Source organism: Dermacoccus nishinomiyaensis (genome assembly GCF_900447535.1).
GTDB lineage: Bacteria > Actinomycetota > Actinomycetes > Actinomycetales > Dermatophilaceae > Dermacoccus > Dermacoccus nishinomiyaensis.
In genome coordinates, this window is record NZ_UFXX01000001.1 from 174,907 (window position 1) to 192,545 (window position 17,639).

Sequence of the window (17,639 nt, forward strand, 5' to 3'; positions counted from 1 at the left end):
GCCCGAACCATTTGACGAGGCAGCCGACGAATCGTCGGCCCGAGAGGCCCCGGCGCGCTGTCGCGTGGCGCCCCACCTCATCCGATGACCGCCACGATGACGCTGACGAGCGCGAGTGCCATGAGGGCGCACGGCAGCGGCAGCCAGCGCACGCGACGACCGGAGGGGACGTCGGCCGGGTTGTCCACCGTCTCGGCGTCCAAGGCCTCGCGCAGCGCGCCGGCAGAGCGCGGAGGCTGCGTCAGGGTGCCCGGCATCGGGCGCAGGGACGCGGTCGGCAGGATGCCGAGACGCGCGTCGTCGGCGTTGCGCGCGCCGCGCGCCTTCTGCGAGCCGATCGCCCACACCGTCGTCTTGTGCCCGTCGTTGTCATGGAGGACGAGGCTGCCCTTCGACGTGGCGTGCGAGATGCCCGGCCAGGGCAGCGTCACCTCACGCACGACGTTGGAGACGACGACGTCGTCCGCGCCGAAGCGGATGCTCGGGCGCACCATGACGCAGAACGACGCCGCGGCGAGGGCGAAGCCGACGAACGCCATCGTGTGCGGCGAGCGGGCCATGAGGCCGCTGACGACGAGGACGATCCCGATGGCGACCCCGAACCACCCGATGACGACGTTGAACGTCTGACGGATCGCGGTGGGTTGGGAGGAATTGCTCATGGGGTGTCCTTCGAGGCGGGCGGCGCGGTGGCGCGGCTCACTCTAGTCGTGCCTTGTCGGTGGTGGCTGGTTGACTGCAGCCATGAGTGATGACCTGTTCTCGAGCCGCCTCGACGGTGAACGAACCTCGGGCAGCGCTGGTGCGTCGGCGATGGCGCCGCTCGCGGTGCGCATGCGCCCGCGCACCCTCGAGGAGGTGCGTGGGCAGGGCGACGTGCTCAAGCCCGGGTCGCCGCTGCGGCGTCTCATCGAGGGCCAGGCGGGTGCGGCGGGGCCGATGAGCGCGATCCTGTGGGGGCCGCCCGGAACGGGCAAGACGACGCTCGCGCATCTCGCGGCGAACAGCGCGGAACGCCGGTTCGTCGAGTTGTCGGCGATCACGGCGGGCGTCAAGGACGTACGTCAGGCGATGGAGGAGGCGGGCCGCCACCTCGCGATGTACGGGCGTTCGACGGTGCTGTTCCTCGACGAGATCCACCGCTTCAGCAAGGCCCAGCAGGACGCGCTGCTGCCGGGCGTCGAGAACCGCACCGTCATCCTCGTCGCCGCGACGACGGAGAACCCGTCGTTCAGTGTCATCGCCCCGCTGCTGTCGCGTTCGGTGCTCGTCACGCTCACCTCGCTCGACGACGCGCAGATCGCGGACGTCATCGGCGCGGCACTCGTCGACGAGCGCGGTCTCGACGAGCGATTCACCCTCGACGACGACGCGCGCGATCACCTCGTCCGCATGGCCGGCGGTGACGCCCGGAGGGCGCTCACGGCTCTCGAGGCCGGCGCCGGGGTGGCGACGGACGCGGGGGAGAAGACCATCACGCTCGCCCACGTCGAGCAGGCGATGGCGGCAGCCGCGGTGCGCTACGACCGCGCCGGTGACCAGCACTACGACGTCGCTTCCGCCCTCATCAAGTCGATGCGCGGCTCCGACGTCGACGCCGCCCTGCACTATCTGGCACGCATGCTCGAGGCGGGCGAGGATCCGCGATTCATCGCGCGGCGCATCGTCATCGCCGCGAGCGAGGACGTGGGGATGGCGGATCCGACGGCGCTGCAGACGGCGGTGGCGGCGATGCACGCCGTCGCGCAGATCGGCATGCCGGAGGCGCGGATCATCCTCGCGCAGGCGGTCGTGCACAACGCGATCGCGCCGAAGTCGAATGCGGCGTACGCGGCGATCAACGCCGCCATCGCCGACGTCCGGGCGGGCCGCGGCGGCGCCGTGCCGCCGCATCTGCGCGGTTCGGGGTATGCCGGGGCGACGCAGTTGGGGCACGGGGCCGGATACACATACACGCACGATGAACCGGACGGTGTCGGCCCGCAGCAGTTCCTGCCGGACGACCTGCTGCCCGATGCGGACTACTACCACCCGACGTCGCGGGGGTGGGAGGAGCGGCTGGGGGAGCGATGGCGACGCCTGCGCGCCGTCATCCGCGGGGGAGAGAGTGCAACGTGATGCAGCTCACTGCGTGATGTTGCAGAATCGCGTGTTTCGTTAACGCGGTGTTACACCTGCGGCCATTCGCGGGTCAAAGGTAACGATCTGGTGACCCTCGTACTTTGAGGCTGGAATCACAATTTCGATGGGGCATGATCTGGGGTGCATGACGAGCTCGGCCAACCGCCGGTCCGCGTGTGACAGGCGGAGCGCGCACCGAGCGCCCCGAGACGGAAGGACGAAGCCTTGGCAATGGTCACCGGCGATCCCGCGCTCGAAGGGATGGGCCCCGATGGGGCCGAACCCAAGACGCCCGAGGAGCCCAAGGCGATCGAAGGTCGTTCGCTTCGTCAGATCGCGGTCTCGCGACTCAAGCGCGACAAGGCGACCCTCGCTGCGATGACCATCGCAGGGTTGTTCGTCCTCATCGCGATCCTGGCGCCCATTCTCGTCGCGGTCGGTGTCCTCGACCCCACCTCCACGCACCGCGATCTCCTGTCGAGTGACGGCAGCCCGATCGGTTCGTTCAGCGGCGCCAGCTCACACCACCCGCTCGGCGTCGTCCCGCAGTCGGGCACCGACCTGCTGAGCCGCCTCATGTACGGCGTGACGTTCTCCGTCGTGGTCGGCCTCGGCGCGACGTTCGTGGCGATGCTCATCGGCATGACCGTCGGCCTCATCTCCGGCTTCGCCGGGGGCAAGGCCGACTTCCTGCTCAGCCGACTCGTCGACCTCGTCCTGTGCTGGCCGCAGACGCTGCTCCTCCTGGCTCTGTCGGGCACGCTCATCGCGCGCATCCAGAGCCTGGGCGTCAGCAACGACAACATCGCTGCCGGCATCTACATCATCCTCGTGCTCGGCCTTTTCGGCTGGCCGACATTCGCCCGCATCATCCGCGGCCAGGTCATGACGCTGCGCAACCGTGAGTTCATCGAGGCGGCCCGCTCCCTGGGTGCGACGAACCGCCGTCTGTACGTGACGGAACTGCTTCCCAACCTCTGGGCGCCGTTCCTCGTTTACGCCACGCTGACGTTCCCCGCCTTCGTGTCGGCTGAGGCCGCCCTGAGCTTCCTCGGTGTCGGCATCCACGCCCCGACCCCTACGCTGGGAAACATCATCACGGACGCCATCGACTTCTCGCAGGCGGACCCGATGTACTTCTTCGTGCCGGTGATAACCATCTCGACCCTCGTCCTGAGCTTCAACCTCATGGGTGACGGTCTGCGCGACGCGCTCGACCCCAAGGCCGACCGTCACTGACGCCACCAGGCGTTCTACAAACGAGCCTTCAGGCTCCCTCAATTTTCCTGGCCACGTCCGGTCAGGTCGGTTGGATCGCCTCGGCGGATCCTTCTTTCATCAAGGAGATGACGATGAACAAGAAGTCGGCTTCCATCCTCGCCGTGGCGATGGCTGGCTCTATCAGCCTCGCTGCCTGTGGCGGCGGCTCCAGCGACAAGGGTGGCTCCGGCGGCTCCGGGGGCAAGGACTCCGGTGGCACGCTGAACTACCTGTCGAAGGCCGGTGCGGAGAACCTCGACCCCCAGCGCGTCTACATCGGGCGTGACATCTCGAACTGGGGCCGCCTGTGGTCGCGTTCGCTCGTCACGATGCCGGCCACGACGGACAAGGCGCAGGGCGACAAGCCCGTTGCCGACCTCGCCACCGACACGGGCAAGATGTCGGACGGCGGCAAGCAGTGGAGCTTCACGCTGAAGGACGGCGTCAAGTGGCAGGACGGCAAGGACATCACGTGTGATGACCTCAAGTACGGCATCTCGCGTACCTTTGCCACGGACGTCATCACGGGTGGCCCGTCGTACGCCCTGTCGTACCTCGACATCCCGCAGAAGGACGGCCTGCCGATCTACGACGGCCCGTACAAGAACCACAACAAGGACGCGTTCGACAAGGCCGTCAAGTGCGATGGCAAGACGATCACCTACAAGTTCAACAAGGCATGGCCTGACTTCCCCCTCGCCATTGCTTCCCTGCGTGCCTACGACCCGTTCCGCAAGGACCAGGACAAGGGCGACAAGAGCAACCTCACGGCGTTCTCCAGCGGTCCGTACAAGCTGCAGGGCAGCTGGAAGAAGAGCCAGGGTGGCACCTTCGTCCGTAACGACCAGTGGGACGCCAAGACGGACAACGTGCGCAAGGCGCTGCCGGACAAGATCGTCTTCCAGGAGGGCATCGACCCGGTCAAGATCAACCAGCGTCTCATCGCCGACCGCGGTGACGACCAGACGGCCATCACGACCAGCAGCATCCAGCCGCAGCTGTACGGCCAGATCACGGGTGCCGTCAAGGAGCGTTCGTCGAACGTCCAGTCGCCGTACATCGACTACCTCGTGCCGAACTTCAAGAAGATGACGAACCAGAAGGTCCGTCAGGCTCTGCTCGCCGCGACGAACCAGGACGCCTGGATCACCGCCGGCGGTGGCAAGACGGCATACGCGAACGCCGACTCGATCATCAACCCGGCGCTCACGACGGCCTACGTCAAGAACCCGGCGTTCAAGTACGGCACAGGTGGCAACATCGAGGAGGCCAAGAAGCTCCTCAAGGAGGCCGGCCAGACGAACCCGACGATCAAGTTCACCTACCGTGGTGGTACCCCGCTGGCGGACAAGCAGGCGGCCGCTATCGCTGACGGCTGGCAGAAGGCCGGCTTCACGGTGAAGCTCAACGGTCTGACGGACACCTACTACGACGTCATCCGCGACCCCAACTCCGACGGCGACGTCTACTGGGCCGGCTGGGGTGCTGACTGGCCGTCCGCCAGCACCGTGATCCCGGCGCTGTTCGACAGCCGCGTCAACCTGACGTCGAAGTCCAACGGTTCCGACTACGGCAACTACAAGTCGGACGAGGTCAACAAGATGATCGACGAGGCCTCGAAGGCCACGTCCATCGACGCGGCAGCCGAGATCTACAAGAAGATCGACGCCAAGCTCGGTGAAGAGGTCGCCTACATCCCGCTCGATTCGCAGAAGTTCTACTACCTGCGCGGTTCCAAGGTCACGAACTACATCAACGGTGCCGGCACCTCGATGTACCCGGACCTGGCCGGAATCGGCGTCAAGAAGTAATCGGACGCCTTGACACCTTGACCGGCGGGGCGTCCACAGACGCCCCGCCGGTCACCCGGTCCTCGCGGCCGACACCGAACCCACCCCGTTCCCCGTTCGAGAGGACTGCCCGCAAGGGCGGAAGCTCATGGTTGCCTACGTCATTCGCCGACTCTTCTCGGGTCTGATCATGCTGCTCGTCGTGACCCTCGCGACGTTCGTGCTCTTTTTCTCCGCCGGCAAGGACCCGGCCGCCCAGACCTGTGGCAAGAACTGTTCCCCGGCGCTCATCGAGCAGAACCGCAAGGCTCTTGGCTACGACAAGCCCGTCATCGTGCAGTGGGGAAATTTCGTCAAGGGGGTCGTGGCCGGCCGCGACTTCCCGGAGGACGAGTCCCTGCGCAAGAGCGCCCCTGAGCTCGCCTATCACTGCGACGCCCCGTGCCTGGGATACTCACCGCTGCAGTCCGCGAACGTGACCGACGAGATCAAGCAATCCTTCCCCGTCAGCTTCTCGATCGCTCTCGTCGCCTTCGCCCTCACACTCATCCTGGGGGTGGGGTTCGGTATCCTCGCCGCGTTGAGTCGAGGAGGGATTCTCGACAAGGCTTTGGTCGGAACTGCGCTGATCTTCTATGCCCTACCCACGTTCGCCATCGGCTCTCTGCTGTACCAGTTCGTCGCGATCGACTGGGGCTGGGTGGAAGTGCCCAAGTACTCGACCATCGCCGACGGAGGTATCGGCGGCTGGCTGGCCGGTCTGTTCATGCCGGCACTGACGCTTGCGTTGTTCACAGCCGCCGGATACGTCCGCATGACCCGCGCCTACGTACTCGAGACGATGAGCGAGGACTACCTGCGCACCGCCAAGGCCAAGGGTCTGTCCAAGGGCAAGACACTGTGGAAGCACACGATGCGGGCGGCCATCACGCCGATCATGACGATGGCAGGAATCGACTTCGCCGTGCTCGTCGGCGGCGCCCCGATCACGGAGTCGGTGTTCAACTACGACGGTCTGGGCAAGTTGGCGGTCACGTCGACCCGGACCCCGGACCTGCCGACCAACGTCGGGATCGTCGTTGTCCTGTCCGCGCTCGTCATCGTGGCCAACATCGTCGTCGACTGCCTCTACGCCGTGGTCGACCCGCGCGTGAAGCTGGCCTGAGGAGAGACATCATGTTCGACAAGCTCAAGAAGAAGGTCGACGACTCCGTCGTCGGCGAGAAGGCCGAAGCGCTCGTGGACAAGGCCGGCGACGCCGTCGCCGCCGCGTCCGCGAAGATCCCCGGGCACGGCGCGGGCCATGGCGTGGGCCGCGAGACGTTCACGGACAGCGACGCCAAGCCCGGCAAGAAGCAGATCGACAAGAGTGGCACGCCGCTGCTGTCGGTGCGCGACCTCAAGGTGCACTGGCCGACCGATGACGGCATCGTCAAGTCGGTCGACGGCGTGAGCTTCGACCTCTACGAAGGTCAGACGCTCGGCATCGTCGGTGAGTCGGGATCCGGCAAGTCGGTGACGTCGACGACGATCATGGGCCTCAACCGCGACACGAACGCCCAGATCTCCGGCGCGATCGACTTCGACGGTGACGACCTGCTCACCATCAAGGAAGACCGCATGCGCGAGCTGCGCGGGCGCAAGATGGCGATGATCTTCCAGGACCCGCTGTCGGCGCTTCACCCGTACTACACGGTGGGCGCACAGATCATCGAGGCCTACAAGGTGCACCACCCCAAGGCGTCGAAGAAGGAAGCGCGTGAGCACACGATCGACATGCTCGCCCGCGTCGGTATCCCGTCGCCGCAGAAGCGAGTCGATCAGTACCCCCACGAGTTCTCGGGCGGTATGCGTCAGCGCGCGATGACGGCCATGGCGCTCGTCAACGACCCGAAGCTGCTCATCGCCGACGAGCCGACCACGGCACTCGACGTGACGGTGCAGGCACAGATCCTCGACCTCATGCTCGACCTGCAGCAGGAGTTCAAGTCGGCGATCATCATCATCACCCACGACCTCGGCGTCGTCGCCGACGTCGCGGACGACCTGCTCGTCATGTACGCCGGCCGTCCGGTCGAGAAGGGCGACGTCTACGACACGTTCGCGACGCCGCAGCACCCGTACACCGTGGGTCTGCTCAACTCGATGCCCCGTCTCGACGAGGCACGTCGCGAGCAGCTCGACCCCATCCCCGGCAACCCGCCGTCGCTCATCAACCTGCCGAAGGGCTGCTCGTTCGCGCCGCGTTGCGCGTTCAAGCACCTCGTGCCGGGCGATCGCTGCGACACCGAGATGCCCGATCTGCGCCACTTCGGCGACCAGGAAGCACGCTGCTTCCTGACCGCAGAGCAGAAGGCCGAGCACATGAAGCCCGCGCAGACCCGCACGATCGACGGCGCCGACGCGACGACCACCGGCACGGCGCAGGGCGTCATTGCAGGATCAGTTGACTCGCACGGCGCGACCAAGGTTGGAGATTGAGCATGACCAACGCAGACACGCGCGCGACGAGCGTGACACCGGGACCGGAGGACGCTCTCGCCGGCGCGACCCAGGTCGCCGCCGGAGACGAGGTGCTGCGCGTCACCGGGCTGCAGAAGCACTTCCCGCAGAAGAAGGCGGGCCTCATCCGGCGCCCCGACAACCCCGTCAAGGCCGTCGACGGCATCGACCTCGTCGTCCACCGCGGTGAGACGGTCGGCCTCGTCGGTGAGTCGGGCTGTGGCAAGTCGACCGCCGGTCGCACGATGCTCAAGCTCCTCGAGCCCACGGGCGGCCGGATCGAGTTCGCCGGTGAGGACATCACCGACTTCAAGGGCGGCGACCTGCGGCGCATTCGTCGTGAGCTGCAGATGGTGTTCCAGGACCCGCACGGCTCGCTCAACCCGCGTCACACCGTCGGCAAGATCATCTCGGCGCCGTTCGAGATCCAGGGCGTCAAGCCCGAGGGCGGCGTGAAGAACGCGGTGCAGGAGCTCATGGCGCGCGTGGGGCTCAACCCCGAGCACTACAACCGCTACCCGCACGAGTTCTCCGGTGGTCAGCGTCAGCGCATCGGTGTCGCGCGTGCGATCGCCCTCAAGCCGCAGGTCATCGTCTGCGACGAGCCGGTCTCGGCGCTCGACGTGTCGATCCAGGCGCAGGTCGTCAACCTGCTCGAGGAGATCCAGGACAGCGACAAGATGGCGTACGTGTTCGTCGCCCACGACCTGTCCGTCGTGCGTCACATCTCCGACCGTGTCGTCGTCATGTACCTCGGCAAGGTCATGGAGGACGCCGACCGGGACACGCTGTACGAGCGCCCACAGCACCCGTACACGCACGCGCTGCTGTCGGCCGTGCCGATCCCGGACCCGACGCTCAAGGGCAAGCGCGAGCGCATCCTGCTCAAGGGCGACCTGCCGAGCCCGCAGAACCCGCCGTCGGGTTGCGTGTTCCGCACGCGCTGCCCGAAGGCGCAGGATCTGTGCGCTCAGGTCGTGCCCGAGCCCGTCGAGGTCGCGCCCGGCCACCGCGTCGCGTGCCACTTCCCGGAGGTGCGCGCCGACGTCGTGTGACGTCACCCGCTCGAAGCCGTCAGGCCCGTCCCACACCGGGGCGGGCCTGACGGCCGTGTGCACCCCGTAATCTGGTGACGGCGCGGCAAGCGCCGCCGGAGAAGGAGATGACGTGGACCTGACGCTCGGGCAGATCGCCGGATTCATCGCGGCCGTCGCGTTCGCCGTGCTCGTGTGGCGCCTCGGCAGCGTCATCGGCAAGGCCGGAGCCGTGCTCGACGAGGCGAGCGCCGCGGTGCGCAAGGTGAGCGACGAGACGTTGCCGCTCATCACCGAGATGACCTCGACGGTGACGGCGGCCAACGCGCAGGTCGAACGTCTCGACGCGATCACCGCGAACCTCGCGACGATGACGAACAACCTCAACGCCCTGACGTCGTTGACGGTCGCGACGGTGGGCCGGCCGATGCTCAAGGTCGCCTCGGTCGGGTACACGATCAAGACGGCGGTGAGCGGGCGCACGGGCGGGGTGACGAAGGCGCGCTGAGCCGCCGGAAGCGCCCGGGCGCAGGGTTCGGCGACGCGCGGCACTCGTGGGATGATGGGCGGCGCACACCCGTACGACTTCTCACGAATGAGGGCGATTGATGGAAACCGCCGAGATCAGGCGCCGCTGGCTGCAGTTCTTCGAAGGCAAGGGCCACACGGTCGTCCCGAGCGCACCGCTCATCTACGACGACCCGAACCTGCTCTTCGTCAACGCCGGCATGGTGCCGTTCAAGCCGTACTTCCTGGGTCAGGCGACGTCGACGTTCACGCGCGCCACCAGCGTGCAGAAGTGCGTGCGCACGGGTGACATCGAAGAGGTCGGCAAGACGAGCCGTCACGGCACGTTCTTCCAGATGAACGGCAACTTCAGCTTCGGCGACTACTTCAAGGAAGACGCGATCAAGTTCGCGTGGGAGCTGCTCACGACGCACCAGAGCCAGGGCGGGTACGGCCTCGACGCCGACCGGCTGTGGCCGACGGTGTTCGAGAGCGACGACGAGGCCTACGCGATCTGGAAGGACGTCATCGGCGTCGACGCCGCGCGCATCACGCGCCGCGACGCCAACGACAACTACTGGAGCATGGGCGTGCCCGGCCCGGGCGGGCCGTGCTCGGAGATCTTCTTCGACCGCGGCGCCGAGTACGGCGTCGAGGGTGGCCCGGCGGTCGACGAGGACCGCTACATGGAGATCTGGAACCTCGTCTTCATGCAGTACGAGCTCTCGGCCGTGCGCAGCAAGGCCGACTTCGACGTCGCCGGCGAACTGCCGCGCCGCAACATCGACACCGGCATGGGCCTGGAGCGCATGGCGTCGGTGCTGCAGGGCGTCGACAACCTCTACGAGATCGACGAGGTCTACCCCGTCCTCGACATGGCCGCCGAGATGACGGGCAAGCGTTACGGCGCGAACTCGGGCCAGTCGGCCGCGAGCAGCCACCCCGACGACGTCCACCTGCGCGTCGTCGCCGACCACGTGCGCAGCTCGCTCATGCTCATCGGTGACGGCGTGACGCCGGGCAACGAGGGCCGCGGCTACGTCCTGCGCCGCATGCTGCGCCGCGCGGTGCGCGCGATGCGCCTGCTCGGCTACGCCGACCCCGCACTGCCGCACCTGGTCCCGATCTCGATGGAGCGGATGTCGCAGTCGTACCCCGAGCTCAAGACCGACTTCGCGCGCATCTCGCAGATCGCGTACGCCGAGGAGGAGGCATTCCGCCGCACCCTCGTCGCTGGTACGACGATCCTCGACACCGCGGTCGCGAAGGCGAAGCAGACGACGGACCAGCAGGCGGGCGGCGACAAGCCCGTCCTCACCGGCGACCAGGCGTTCAGCCTCCACGATACGTACGGCTTCCCGATCGACCTCACCCTCGAGATGGCGGCCGAGCAGGGAGTCAGCGTCGACGAGGCCGGTTTCCGTCGCCTCATGGACGAGCAGCGTCAGCGCGCCAAGGCCGACGCCAAGGCGAAGAAGGCCGGCCACGGTGACGTCGCCGTCTGGACGCAGCTGCGCGAGGCCGGGGCCACCGAGTTCCTCGCCTATGAGACGCTGCAGGCCGAGGCGAGCGTGCGCGGCCTCGTCGCGAACGGCTCGGCCGTCGAACAGCTCGAGCCGGGTCAGAGCGGCCAGGTCGTGCTCGACCGCACGTCGTTCTACGCCGAATCCGGTGGTCAGATCGCTGACGAAGGCATCATCGTCACGCCCGCCGGTCGCCTCAAGGTCGTCGATGTGCAGCGCCCGGTCAAGGGCCTCATCGCGCACACGGTCGAGGTGCTCGACGGGCCCGTCCGCGTCGGCGAGGGCGTGCACACGCAGGTCGACCCCGAATGGCGCATCTCCGCCTGCCAGGCGCACTCGGGCACGCACGTCGTCCACGCCGCGCTGCGCGAGGTGCTCGGCCCGTCGGCGCTGCAGAGCGGCTCGTACAACAAGCCCGGTTACCTGCGTCTCGACTTCGCGTGGAACTCGGCCCTGTCGCCCGAGGCGCGCAGCGAGATCGAGGAGGTCTCCAACCTCGCCCTGCGTCGTGACCTACCCGTCGCCGCGCAGTACATGACGCTGCCCGAGGCAAAGGAGTGGGGCGCGATCGCCCTGTTCGGCGAGACCTACGACGAGCAGGTGCGCGTCATCGAGATCGGCGGCCCCTGGTCGCGAGAGCTCTGTGGTGGCACGCACGTCGCGCACAGCTCGCAGATCGGTGCGCTCACGCTCACCGGCGAGTCGTCCGTCGGTTCGGGCGTGCGCCGTCTCGAGGCGTTCGTCGGGATCGACGCGATGCGCTACCTCGCGAAGGAGCGCGCCCTCGTCGCCGACCTCACGTCGATGACGAAGGCGCAGCCGGGTGAGCTCAAGGACAAGATCTCCGAGATGCTGACGCGCATCAAGGACGCCGAGCGCGAGCTCTCGCGCCTCAAGCAGCAGCAGATGGCCGCTGCGGCCGGCTCCCTCGTCGAGCAGGCGAAGGACGTCTTCGGGGTGCGCTTCATCGGTCATCACGACGACGCGATAGACGCCGACGCGGCCCGGGCGATGGCGACGGACCTGCGCGCCAAGCTCGGCGACGCGACGCCGAGCGTCGTCGCAGTCGGCGGCGTGAGCAAGGGCCGCCCCGTCATCGTCATCGCGACGAACGCGCCGGCACGCGAGTGGCGTGTCAAGGCCGGTGACCTCGTCAAGGTCGCGGCCGGCGTGCTCGGTGGTGGTGGCGGCGGCAAGCCGGACCTCGCACAGGGTGGTGGCCAGGACGCCTCGAAGCTCGGCGCCGCGATCGCCGAGGTCGAGCACACCGTCGGCCGCACGGTCACGAACTGAAGGTGCGGCTGGCTCGTGATGCGTGAGGGGATCAGGTTGGGCGTCGACGTCGGCACCGTGCGTGTCGGCGTCGCCGTCAGCGACCCTGACGGCATCATGGCGACGCCCGTCGAGACCCTCGCGCGCGCGAGCGCGAGCGACAAGGATGTGCAGCGCGTGGCCGAGCTCGCGGACGACGCTCGTGCCCTCGAGGTCGTCGTCGGCCTGCCCCTCAACATGAAGGGTGAGGACACCGCGTCGACACAGGCCGCTCGCGCCTGGGCCAACACGCTGAAGCGTCTTCGGCCCGCGCTTCGCGTCATTCTCGTCGATGAGCGTCTAACATCTGTGTCCGCGCACCAATCGCTCCACGCCAGTGGGGTGGCCGGGCGCAAGCACAGGCAGCACGTCGACCAGCAGGCCGCCGTGCTCATCCTGCAGGCCGCACTCGAGACCGAGCGTGGCACCGGAAGGCCGCCCGGCCTCGAGGTGGGGGGCCGCAAGCCCCGTGCGCGACGACGGACAAGCGAAGGTGACACCCACGATGCCTGATTCTCCCCGCGAGCGTCTCTTCGGGAGCGGCAACGACGAGGTCGACCCCAGCCAGAGCGTCCGTCGTGACGGCGAACGCAGCGCACCCACTCGGGCAGAGCTGCCACAGGCGCGACGGCTGCAGTCGCGACGCGAACATCGCGCCCGCGCTGATGCGCAACGCGAGGCCCAGGCTCTCCGCCCAGCCGGCGCCAGCGAGGTCGACTACAACCCGAACAAGCGCCGCGGTCTCGTGACCCTGGCGCTCGCGCTCGTCCTCGTCGTCGCCGCCGGATCCTTCGCGTGGCGCACCCTGGGGCTGAGCCTGCCGTCGTTCAGCAGCTCAGGGGGCGACTACTCGGGCACGGGGGAGAACGAGACCGCCGAGGTCAAGATCAACAAGGGTGACGCGGGCAGCACGATCGGTTCAGCCCTCGTCGCGGCCGGGGTGACGAAGTCGACGTCGGCCTTCGTCGAGGCGATGGCGGCGTCACCGAACGTCAACCTGACGCCCGGCGTCTACAAACTCAGGAAGAAGCAGAGCGCCGATTCGGCGCTCTCCGCGCTGCAGGACCCGAAGAACCGCGTCGGCGGCGGCATCGTCATCCAAGAGGGCCTGTGGCAGAGCGAGATCTTCGCGAAGCTGTCGAAGGGCACCGGCCACCCCGTCAGTGAGTACGAGGCCGTGACGCCCGCGCAGCTCGGCCTGCCGAGCACGATGAACGGCAAGCTCGAGGGCTGGCTGTTCCCCTCGACGTACGACTTCGACAAGTCGATGTCGGCGAAGCAGCAGCTGCAGACGATGGTGACGAACACCAAGGAGCAGATCAACTCGCTCAACATCCCGGCCGACCAGATCCAGAAGGTGCTGACGAAGGCCAGCATCGTGCAGGCCGAGTCGCCCAACGCGGCGAACGACGGCAAGGTGGCCCGCGTCATCGACAACCGCCTGTCGAGCGGGATGAAACTGCAGATGGACTCGAGCGTCCACTACGTCATCCACAAGCGCGGCACGGTGACGACGACCGACGCCGACCGCGCCAACCCGAGCCCGTACAACTCGTACGTGCACGCGGGTCTGCCGCCGACGCCGTACAACAGCCCCGGTCTCGACGCGATCAAGGCCGCCGCGAACCCGACGCCGGGCACGTGGAAGTACTTCGTCGCCGTCAACCTCGACACGGGCGAGACGCTGTTCGCGGACACCTACGACCAGCAGCTCGAGAACGAGAAGAAGTTCCGGGCCTGGTGCAAGGCGAACCCCGGACGCGGCTGCTGATGCCCCGCGCACTCGTCGTCGGCTCGCCGATCGACCATTCGCTCTCGCCTACGCTGCACGAGGCGGGGTATCGAGCGGCGGGCCTGGACGACTGGTCGTACGCACGTGCCGAGGTCGTCGCTGATGAGGTGCGCGCATTCGTGGCCAGGCTCGACCACGATGTCGTCGGACTGTCGGTGACGATGCCGTGCAAGGAAGCGGCGTTGGCTGTGGCTGACGAGGCGTCGGCGCTCGCTGGTGACGTCGGCGCGGCCAACACGCTCGTGCGGCGTGAGGGTGGTTGGTTCGCCGACAACACCGACGTCCACGGCGTCGTCGAAGCCCTGCGCGCCGCCGGGTGCGCGGGTGGCCGGGGCGCCGTCGTCATCGGCTCGGGCGCGACGGCACGTTCCGTCGTCGCCGCTCTGTCGCGTCTCGGCGTGCGCGAGGTGATGTTTGTCGTGCGCGAGCAGGCGCGCCCCGAGACGCTGGCACTGGCGCGCTCGCTGGGCATGAGCACCCGCGTCGTGCGCGAGGACGACGAGGACGCGGCGTGGGCGGTCGGCATGGCGCTGCTCGTCGTCCAGACGTCCCCGGCCGGGGGCGCGGACGCCCTCGCTGCGCGCGTCGTCGACGCCCCGTCGTTGCGCATCGGCGCGGCCGGCGGGCCGTTCGTCCTCGACGTCGTCTACGCCGACTGGCCGACGGCATTCGCCCGCACGATGAGTGCGCGCGGTGCGACCGTCGTCAGCGGCCTCGACATGCTCGTGCACCAGGCCGCGGCACAGTTCGAGCTGTTCACCGGCCACGCTGCCCCCATCGCGGACATGATGGAGGCCGGGCGCGCCGCCGTGAAATGATCGGCCGCATGCTTCGTTGGTTGACCGCAGGTGAATCGCACGGCCCGGCCCTCATGGGCGTCATCGAGGGGCTGCCCGCCGGCGTCGAGGTGACGTCGCAGAACATCTCCGACGCTCTCGCGCGCCGTCGCCTCGGCTACGGGCGCGGCGCCCGCATGAAGTTCGAGCAGGACGTCGTGACGTTCGTCGGCGGCCTGCGTCACGGCGTGACGCTCGGTTCGCCGCTCGCGCTGCAGATCGGCAACAGCGAATGGCCGAAATGGGAGACCGTCATGTCGTCCGATCCGGTCGAGGCATCCGCGTACGAGGCGTCGAACGACGTCAACGCCGAGAAGGAGATCGCGCGCAACAAGCCGTTGACGCGCCCGCGCCCCGGCCACGCCGACCTCGTCGGCATGCAGAAGTACGGCTTCGCCGACGCCCGCCCCGTCCTCGAACGCGCCTCCGCGCGCGAGACCGCGGCGCGCGTCGCCCTCGGTGAGGTCGCCGCGCGCTTCCTCGAGCAGGCCTACGGCATCCGGCTCGTCTCGCACACCGTCGCCGTCGGGACGGCCGCCGTCGCCGACGACTCACCGCTGCCGCACCCCGACGACGTCGCGGCCCTCGACGCCGACCCCGTGCGCACCCTCGACGCCGACGGCTCGGCGCGCATGGTCGCCGAGATCGACGCGGCGAAGAAGGCGGGCGACACGCTCGGCGGCGTCGTCGAGGTCTGCGCCTACGGTCTGCCCCCGGGCCTCGGCTCGCACGTACATTGGGACCGCCGCCTCGACGCGCGCCTCGCCGCCGCGATGATGGGCATCCAGGCGATCAAGGGTGTCGAGATCGGTGACGGGTTCACGACGGCCGCGCGCCGCGGTTCGGCCGCTCACGACGAGATGGTGCGCGGTGTCGACGGCGTCATCCGTCGCCAGTCGAACCGTGCCGGTGGCACCGAGGGCGGCATGTCGACCGGTGACGTGCTGCGGGTGCGCGCCGCGATGAAGCCCATCTCGACGGTGCCGCGGGCGCTCGCGACCGTCGACGTCGCGACGGGTGAGGCCGCGACGGCGATCCACCAGCGTTCCGACGTCTGCGCCGTTCCGGCGGCTGGCGTCGTCGCGGAGGCGATGGTCGCGCTCGTACTCGCCGAGGCGTGCGTCGAGAAGTTCGGTGGAGACTCGGTCGCCGAGACGCGGCGCAACCTCGAGAGCTACCTCGCCAACATCCCCGATCTGCTCACGACGTGGGAGTGAGCGCGCCAGCGACGCCTGCGGCTGACGCCGAGCGCCACCACCCGCGTCCCCGCGCCGTGCTCGTCGGGCCGATGGCGTCCGGCAAGTCGTCCGTCGGGCGCTCCCTCGCGGCGCGCTGGGGCGTCGAACTGCGCGACAGCGACGCGCTCATCGTCGAACGCCTCGGCTGCTCGATCAGTGACTACTTCGCGACGCACGGCGAGGCCGCGTTCCGCGAGGTCGAGCGCGACGTCATCACCGAGCAGCTCGGCACATTCGACGGAGTCCTCGCGCTCGGTGGCGGGGCGGTGCTCGACGACTCGACGCGGGCGGCGCTGCGCGAGCACACCGTCGTCTACCTGACCGTCGACGAACGCAACGCCGGCTACCGCATCCGCGGCGACGTGACGCGCCCGATCCTCGCGAACGGTGGCATCGACACGTGGCGGCGCATCTTCGCCGAACGCCGACGGCTGTACGAGGAGGTCGCGACGGTCACCGTCGACACCTCGCGCGGGACGACGGGTGCGTCGGCCACGCGCATCATCGAGGCGCTCGTCGCGGCCGAGCGCGAGACACCCGTCTCGACCGGTGGAAAGCGCCCGTTGCCGTCTTCGGTGGCGGCGACGATCGCGCGACGACGCATCCTCGGGGCCACACGAGGCGGCCGGACGCGCCGCGACGAAGGAGAGACGCCATGAGCATCATCAGTGTGGGAACCGCGTATGCCGTGCACATCGGCGAGGGGGTGCTGCAAGACCTCGCGGGCGCCGTCCCGGCCGGGGTGGCGCGGGCACTGATCGTCGAGCAGGCGGCGGTGACGGCGATTGCCGACCGCGTCGAAGAAGCGCTGCGTGGCCGCGGCATCGACGTCGTGCGCGAGGTCGTGCCCGACGGCGAGGCTGCCAAGACGATCGAGGTGAGCGCACGCCTGTGGGGCGTCATGGCGCGAGCCGGCTTCACGCGCACCGACGTCGTCGTCGGCGTCGGCGGGGGAGCGGTGACCGACCTCGCCGGCTGGGTTGCCGCGTCGTGGCTGCGCGGCGTGGGCGTCATCCAGGTGCCGACGACGGTGCTCGCGATGGTCGACGCGGCGGTCGGCGGCAAGACCGGCATCAACATCGCCGAGGGCAAGAACCTCGTCGGCGCGTTCCACGAGCCGCTCGCCGTGTTCGCCGACCTCGCCACGGTGCGGACGCTACCCGAACCCGACGTCGCGGCCGGGCTCGCAGAGGTCGTCAAGTGCGGTTTCATCCGCGACGAACGGATCCTCGAACTCGTCGAGGCCGACCCGGCTGCGTGCCTCGACGTGACGAGCCCGCAGCTCGTGGAACTCGTCGAGCGGGCCATCAGCGTCAAGGCCTCGGTCGTGGCGGCCGACCTCAAGGAATCGAACCTGCGCGAGATCCTCAACTACGGCCACACATTCGCGCACGCCATCGAGCAGCTCGAGAACTACACCTGGCGACACGGTGACGCCGTCGCCGTCGGCTGCGTGTTCGCCGCCGAACTGGCCTTCGCGGCAGGCGTGCTCAGGCGCAACGATGTGGAGCGGCAGCGCGCCGTCATCACCTCGCTCGGGCTGCCGACGACGTACGCGGGCGGTGACTTCGACGAGATGCTCACCGTCATGGGGCGTGACAAGAAGACGCGCGGCACGACGCTGCGCTTCGTCGTCCTGCACGGCATCGGCGACGTCCACCGCCTCGAAGGCCCGACGCGCGAGCAGCTGCGTGCAGCCTTCGACGCGGTGACTGGCTGAGACGC

At 68.5% G+C, this 17,639-nt stretch carries 15 protein-coding genes; 14 read left to right on the forward strand and 1 reads right to left on the reverse strand.

The annotated features are described in order from the left end of the window. Positions 1–77: 77 nt before the first annotated feature. A complete protein-coding gene (locus DYE07_RS01030) occupies positions 78–662 on the reverse strand; it encodes a hypothetical protein (RefSeq protein ID WP_006943866.1) in 585 nt (194 codons plus the stop codon). Between the two features lie 82 nt (positions 663–744). Between DYE07_RS01030 and DYE07_RS01035 the strand changes: the two genes are divergently transcribed. From DYE07_RS01035 to aroB, 14 genes are all read left to right on the forward strand, one after another. Further along, positions 745–2,118, forward strand: a complete 1,374-nt coding sequence (locus DYE07_RS01035) for a replication-associated recombination protein A (protein ID WP_115296139.1) — start codon at positions 745–747, stop codon at positions 2,116–2,118. 234 nt (positions 2,119–2,352) lie between these two features. Further along, positions 2,353–3,360: an ABC transporter permease gene (locus DYE07_RS01040; RefSeq protein ID WP_115296140.1), complete on the forward strand. Its 1,008-nt coding sequence runs from the start codon at positions 2,353–2,355 to the stop codon at positions 3,358–3,360. 113 nt (positions 3,361–3,473) lie between these two features. Next, positions 3,474–5,192 carry an ABC transporter substrate-binding protein gene (locus DYE07_RS01045; RefSeq protein ID WP_237723734.1) on the forward strand — a complete coding sequence of 573 codons (1,719 nt, stop codon included), beginning with the start codon at positions 3,474–3,476 and terminating at the stop codon, positions 5,190–5,192. 127 nt (positions 5,193–5,319) lie between these two features. After that, complete coding sequence (locus DYE07_RS01050) at positions 5,320–6,336, forward strand: ABC transporter permease (RefSeq protein WP_115296142.1); 1,017 nt, start codon at positions 5,320–5,322, stop codon at positions 6,334–6,336. 11 nt (positions 6,337–6,347) lie between these two features. Continuing rightward, complete coding sequence (locus DYE07_RS01055) at positions 6,348–7,652, forward strand: ABC transporter ATP-binding protein (RefSeq protein ID WP_115296143.1); 1,305 nt, start codon at positions 6,348–6,350, stop codon at positions 7,650–7,652. A gap of 2 nt (positions 7,653–7,654) precedes the next feature. Continuing rightward, positions 7,655–8,728 carry an ABC transporter ATP-binding protein gene (locus DYE07_RS01060; protein ID WP_115296144.1) on the forward strand — a complete coding sequence of 358 codons (1,074 nt, stop codon included), beginning with the start codon at positions 7,655–7,657 and terminating at the stop codon, positions 8,726–8,728. Between the two features lie 112 nt (positions 8,729–8,840). Further along, positions 8,841–9,215 carry a DUF948 domain-containing protein gene (locus DYE07_RS01065; protein ID WP_237723733.1) on the forward strand — a complete coding sequence of 125 codons (375 nt, stop codon included), beginning with the start codon at positions 8,841–8,843 and terminating at the stop codon, positions 9,213–9,215. A gap of 100 nt (positions 9,216–9,315) precedes the next feature. Beyond that, positions 9,316–12,030, forward strand: coding sequence for an alanine--tRNA ligase (alaS, locus tag DYE07_RS01070; RefSeq protein WP_115296145.1), 2,715 nt, complete (start codon positions 9,316–9,318; stop codon positions 12,028–12,030). A gap of 18 nt (positions 12,031–12,048) precedes the next feature. Then, positions 12,049–12,561 (forward strand): Holliday junction resolvase RuvX, encoded by a 513-nt coding sequence (ruvX, locus tag DYE07_RS01075; protein WP_062258133.1) that lies wholly within the window; start codon positions 12,049–12,051, stop codon positions 12,559–12,561. Continuing rightward, positions 12,554–13,819: an endolytic transglycosylase MltG gene (gene mltG / locus DYE07_RS01080; protein WP_006943867.1), complete on the forward strand. Its 1,266-nt coding sequence runs from the start codon at positions 12,554–12,556 to the stop codon at positions 13,817–13,819. Before ruvX ends, mltG begins: the two co-directional genes overlap by 8 nt. Next, positions 13,819–14,658, forward strand: a complete 840-nt coding sequence (locus DYE07_RS01085) for a shikimate dehydrogenase (RefSeq protein WP_115297042.1) — start codon at positions 13,819–13,821, stop codon at positions 14,656–14,658. Before mltG ends, DYE07_RS01085 begins: the two co-directional genes overlap by 1 nt. 8 nt (positions 14,659–14,666) lie before the next feature. Continuing rightward, positions 14,667–15,893: a chorismate synthase gene (gene aroC, locus DYE07_RS01090; protein WP_115297043.1), complete on the forward strand. Its 1,227-nt coding sequence runs from the start codon at positions 14,667–14,669 to the stop codon at positions 15,891–15,893. Further along, positions 15,890–16,573 (forward strand): shikimate kinase, encoded by a 684-nt coding sequence (locus DYE07_RS01095; RefSeq protein ID WP_006943742.1) that lies wholly within the window; start codon positions 15,890–15,892, stop codon positions 16,571–16,573. Before aroC ends, DYE07_RS01095 begins: the two co-directional genes overlap by 4 nt. Beyond that, positions 16,570–17,634 (forward strand): 3-dehydroquinate synthase, encoded by a 1,065-nt coding sequence (gene aroB / locus DYE07_RS01100; protein WP_115296146.1) that lies wholly within the window; start codon positions 16,570–16,572, stop codon positions 17,632–17,634. Before DYE07_RS01095 ends, aroB begins: the two co-directional genes overlap by 4 nt. Positions 17,635–17,639: the final 5 nt, after the last annotated feature.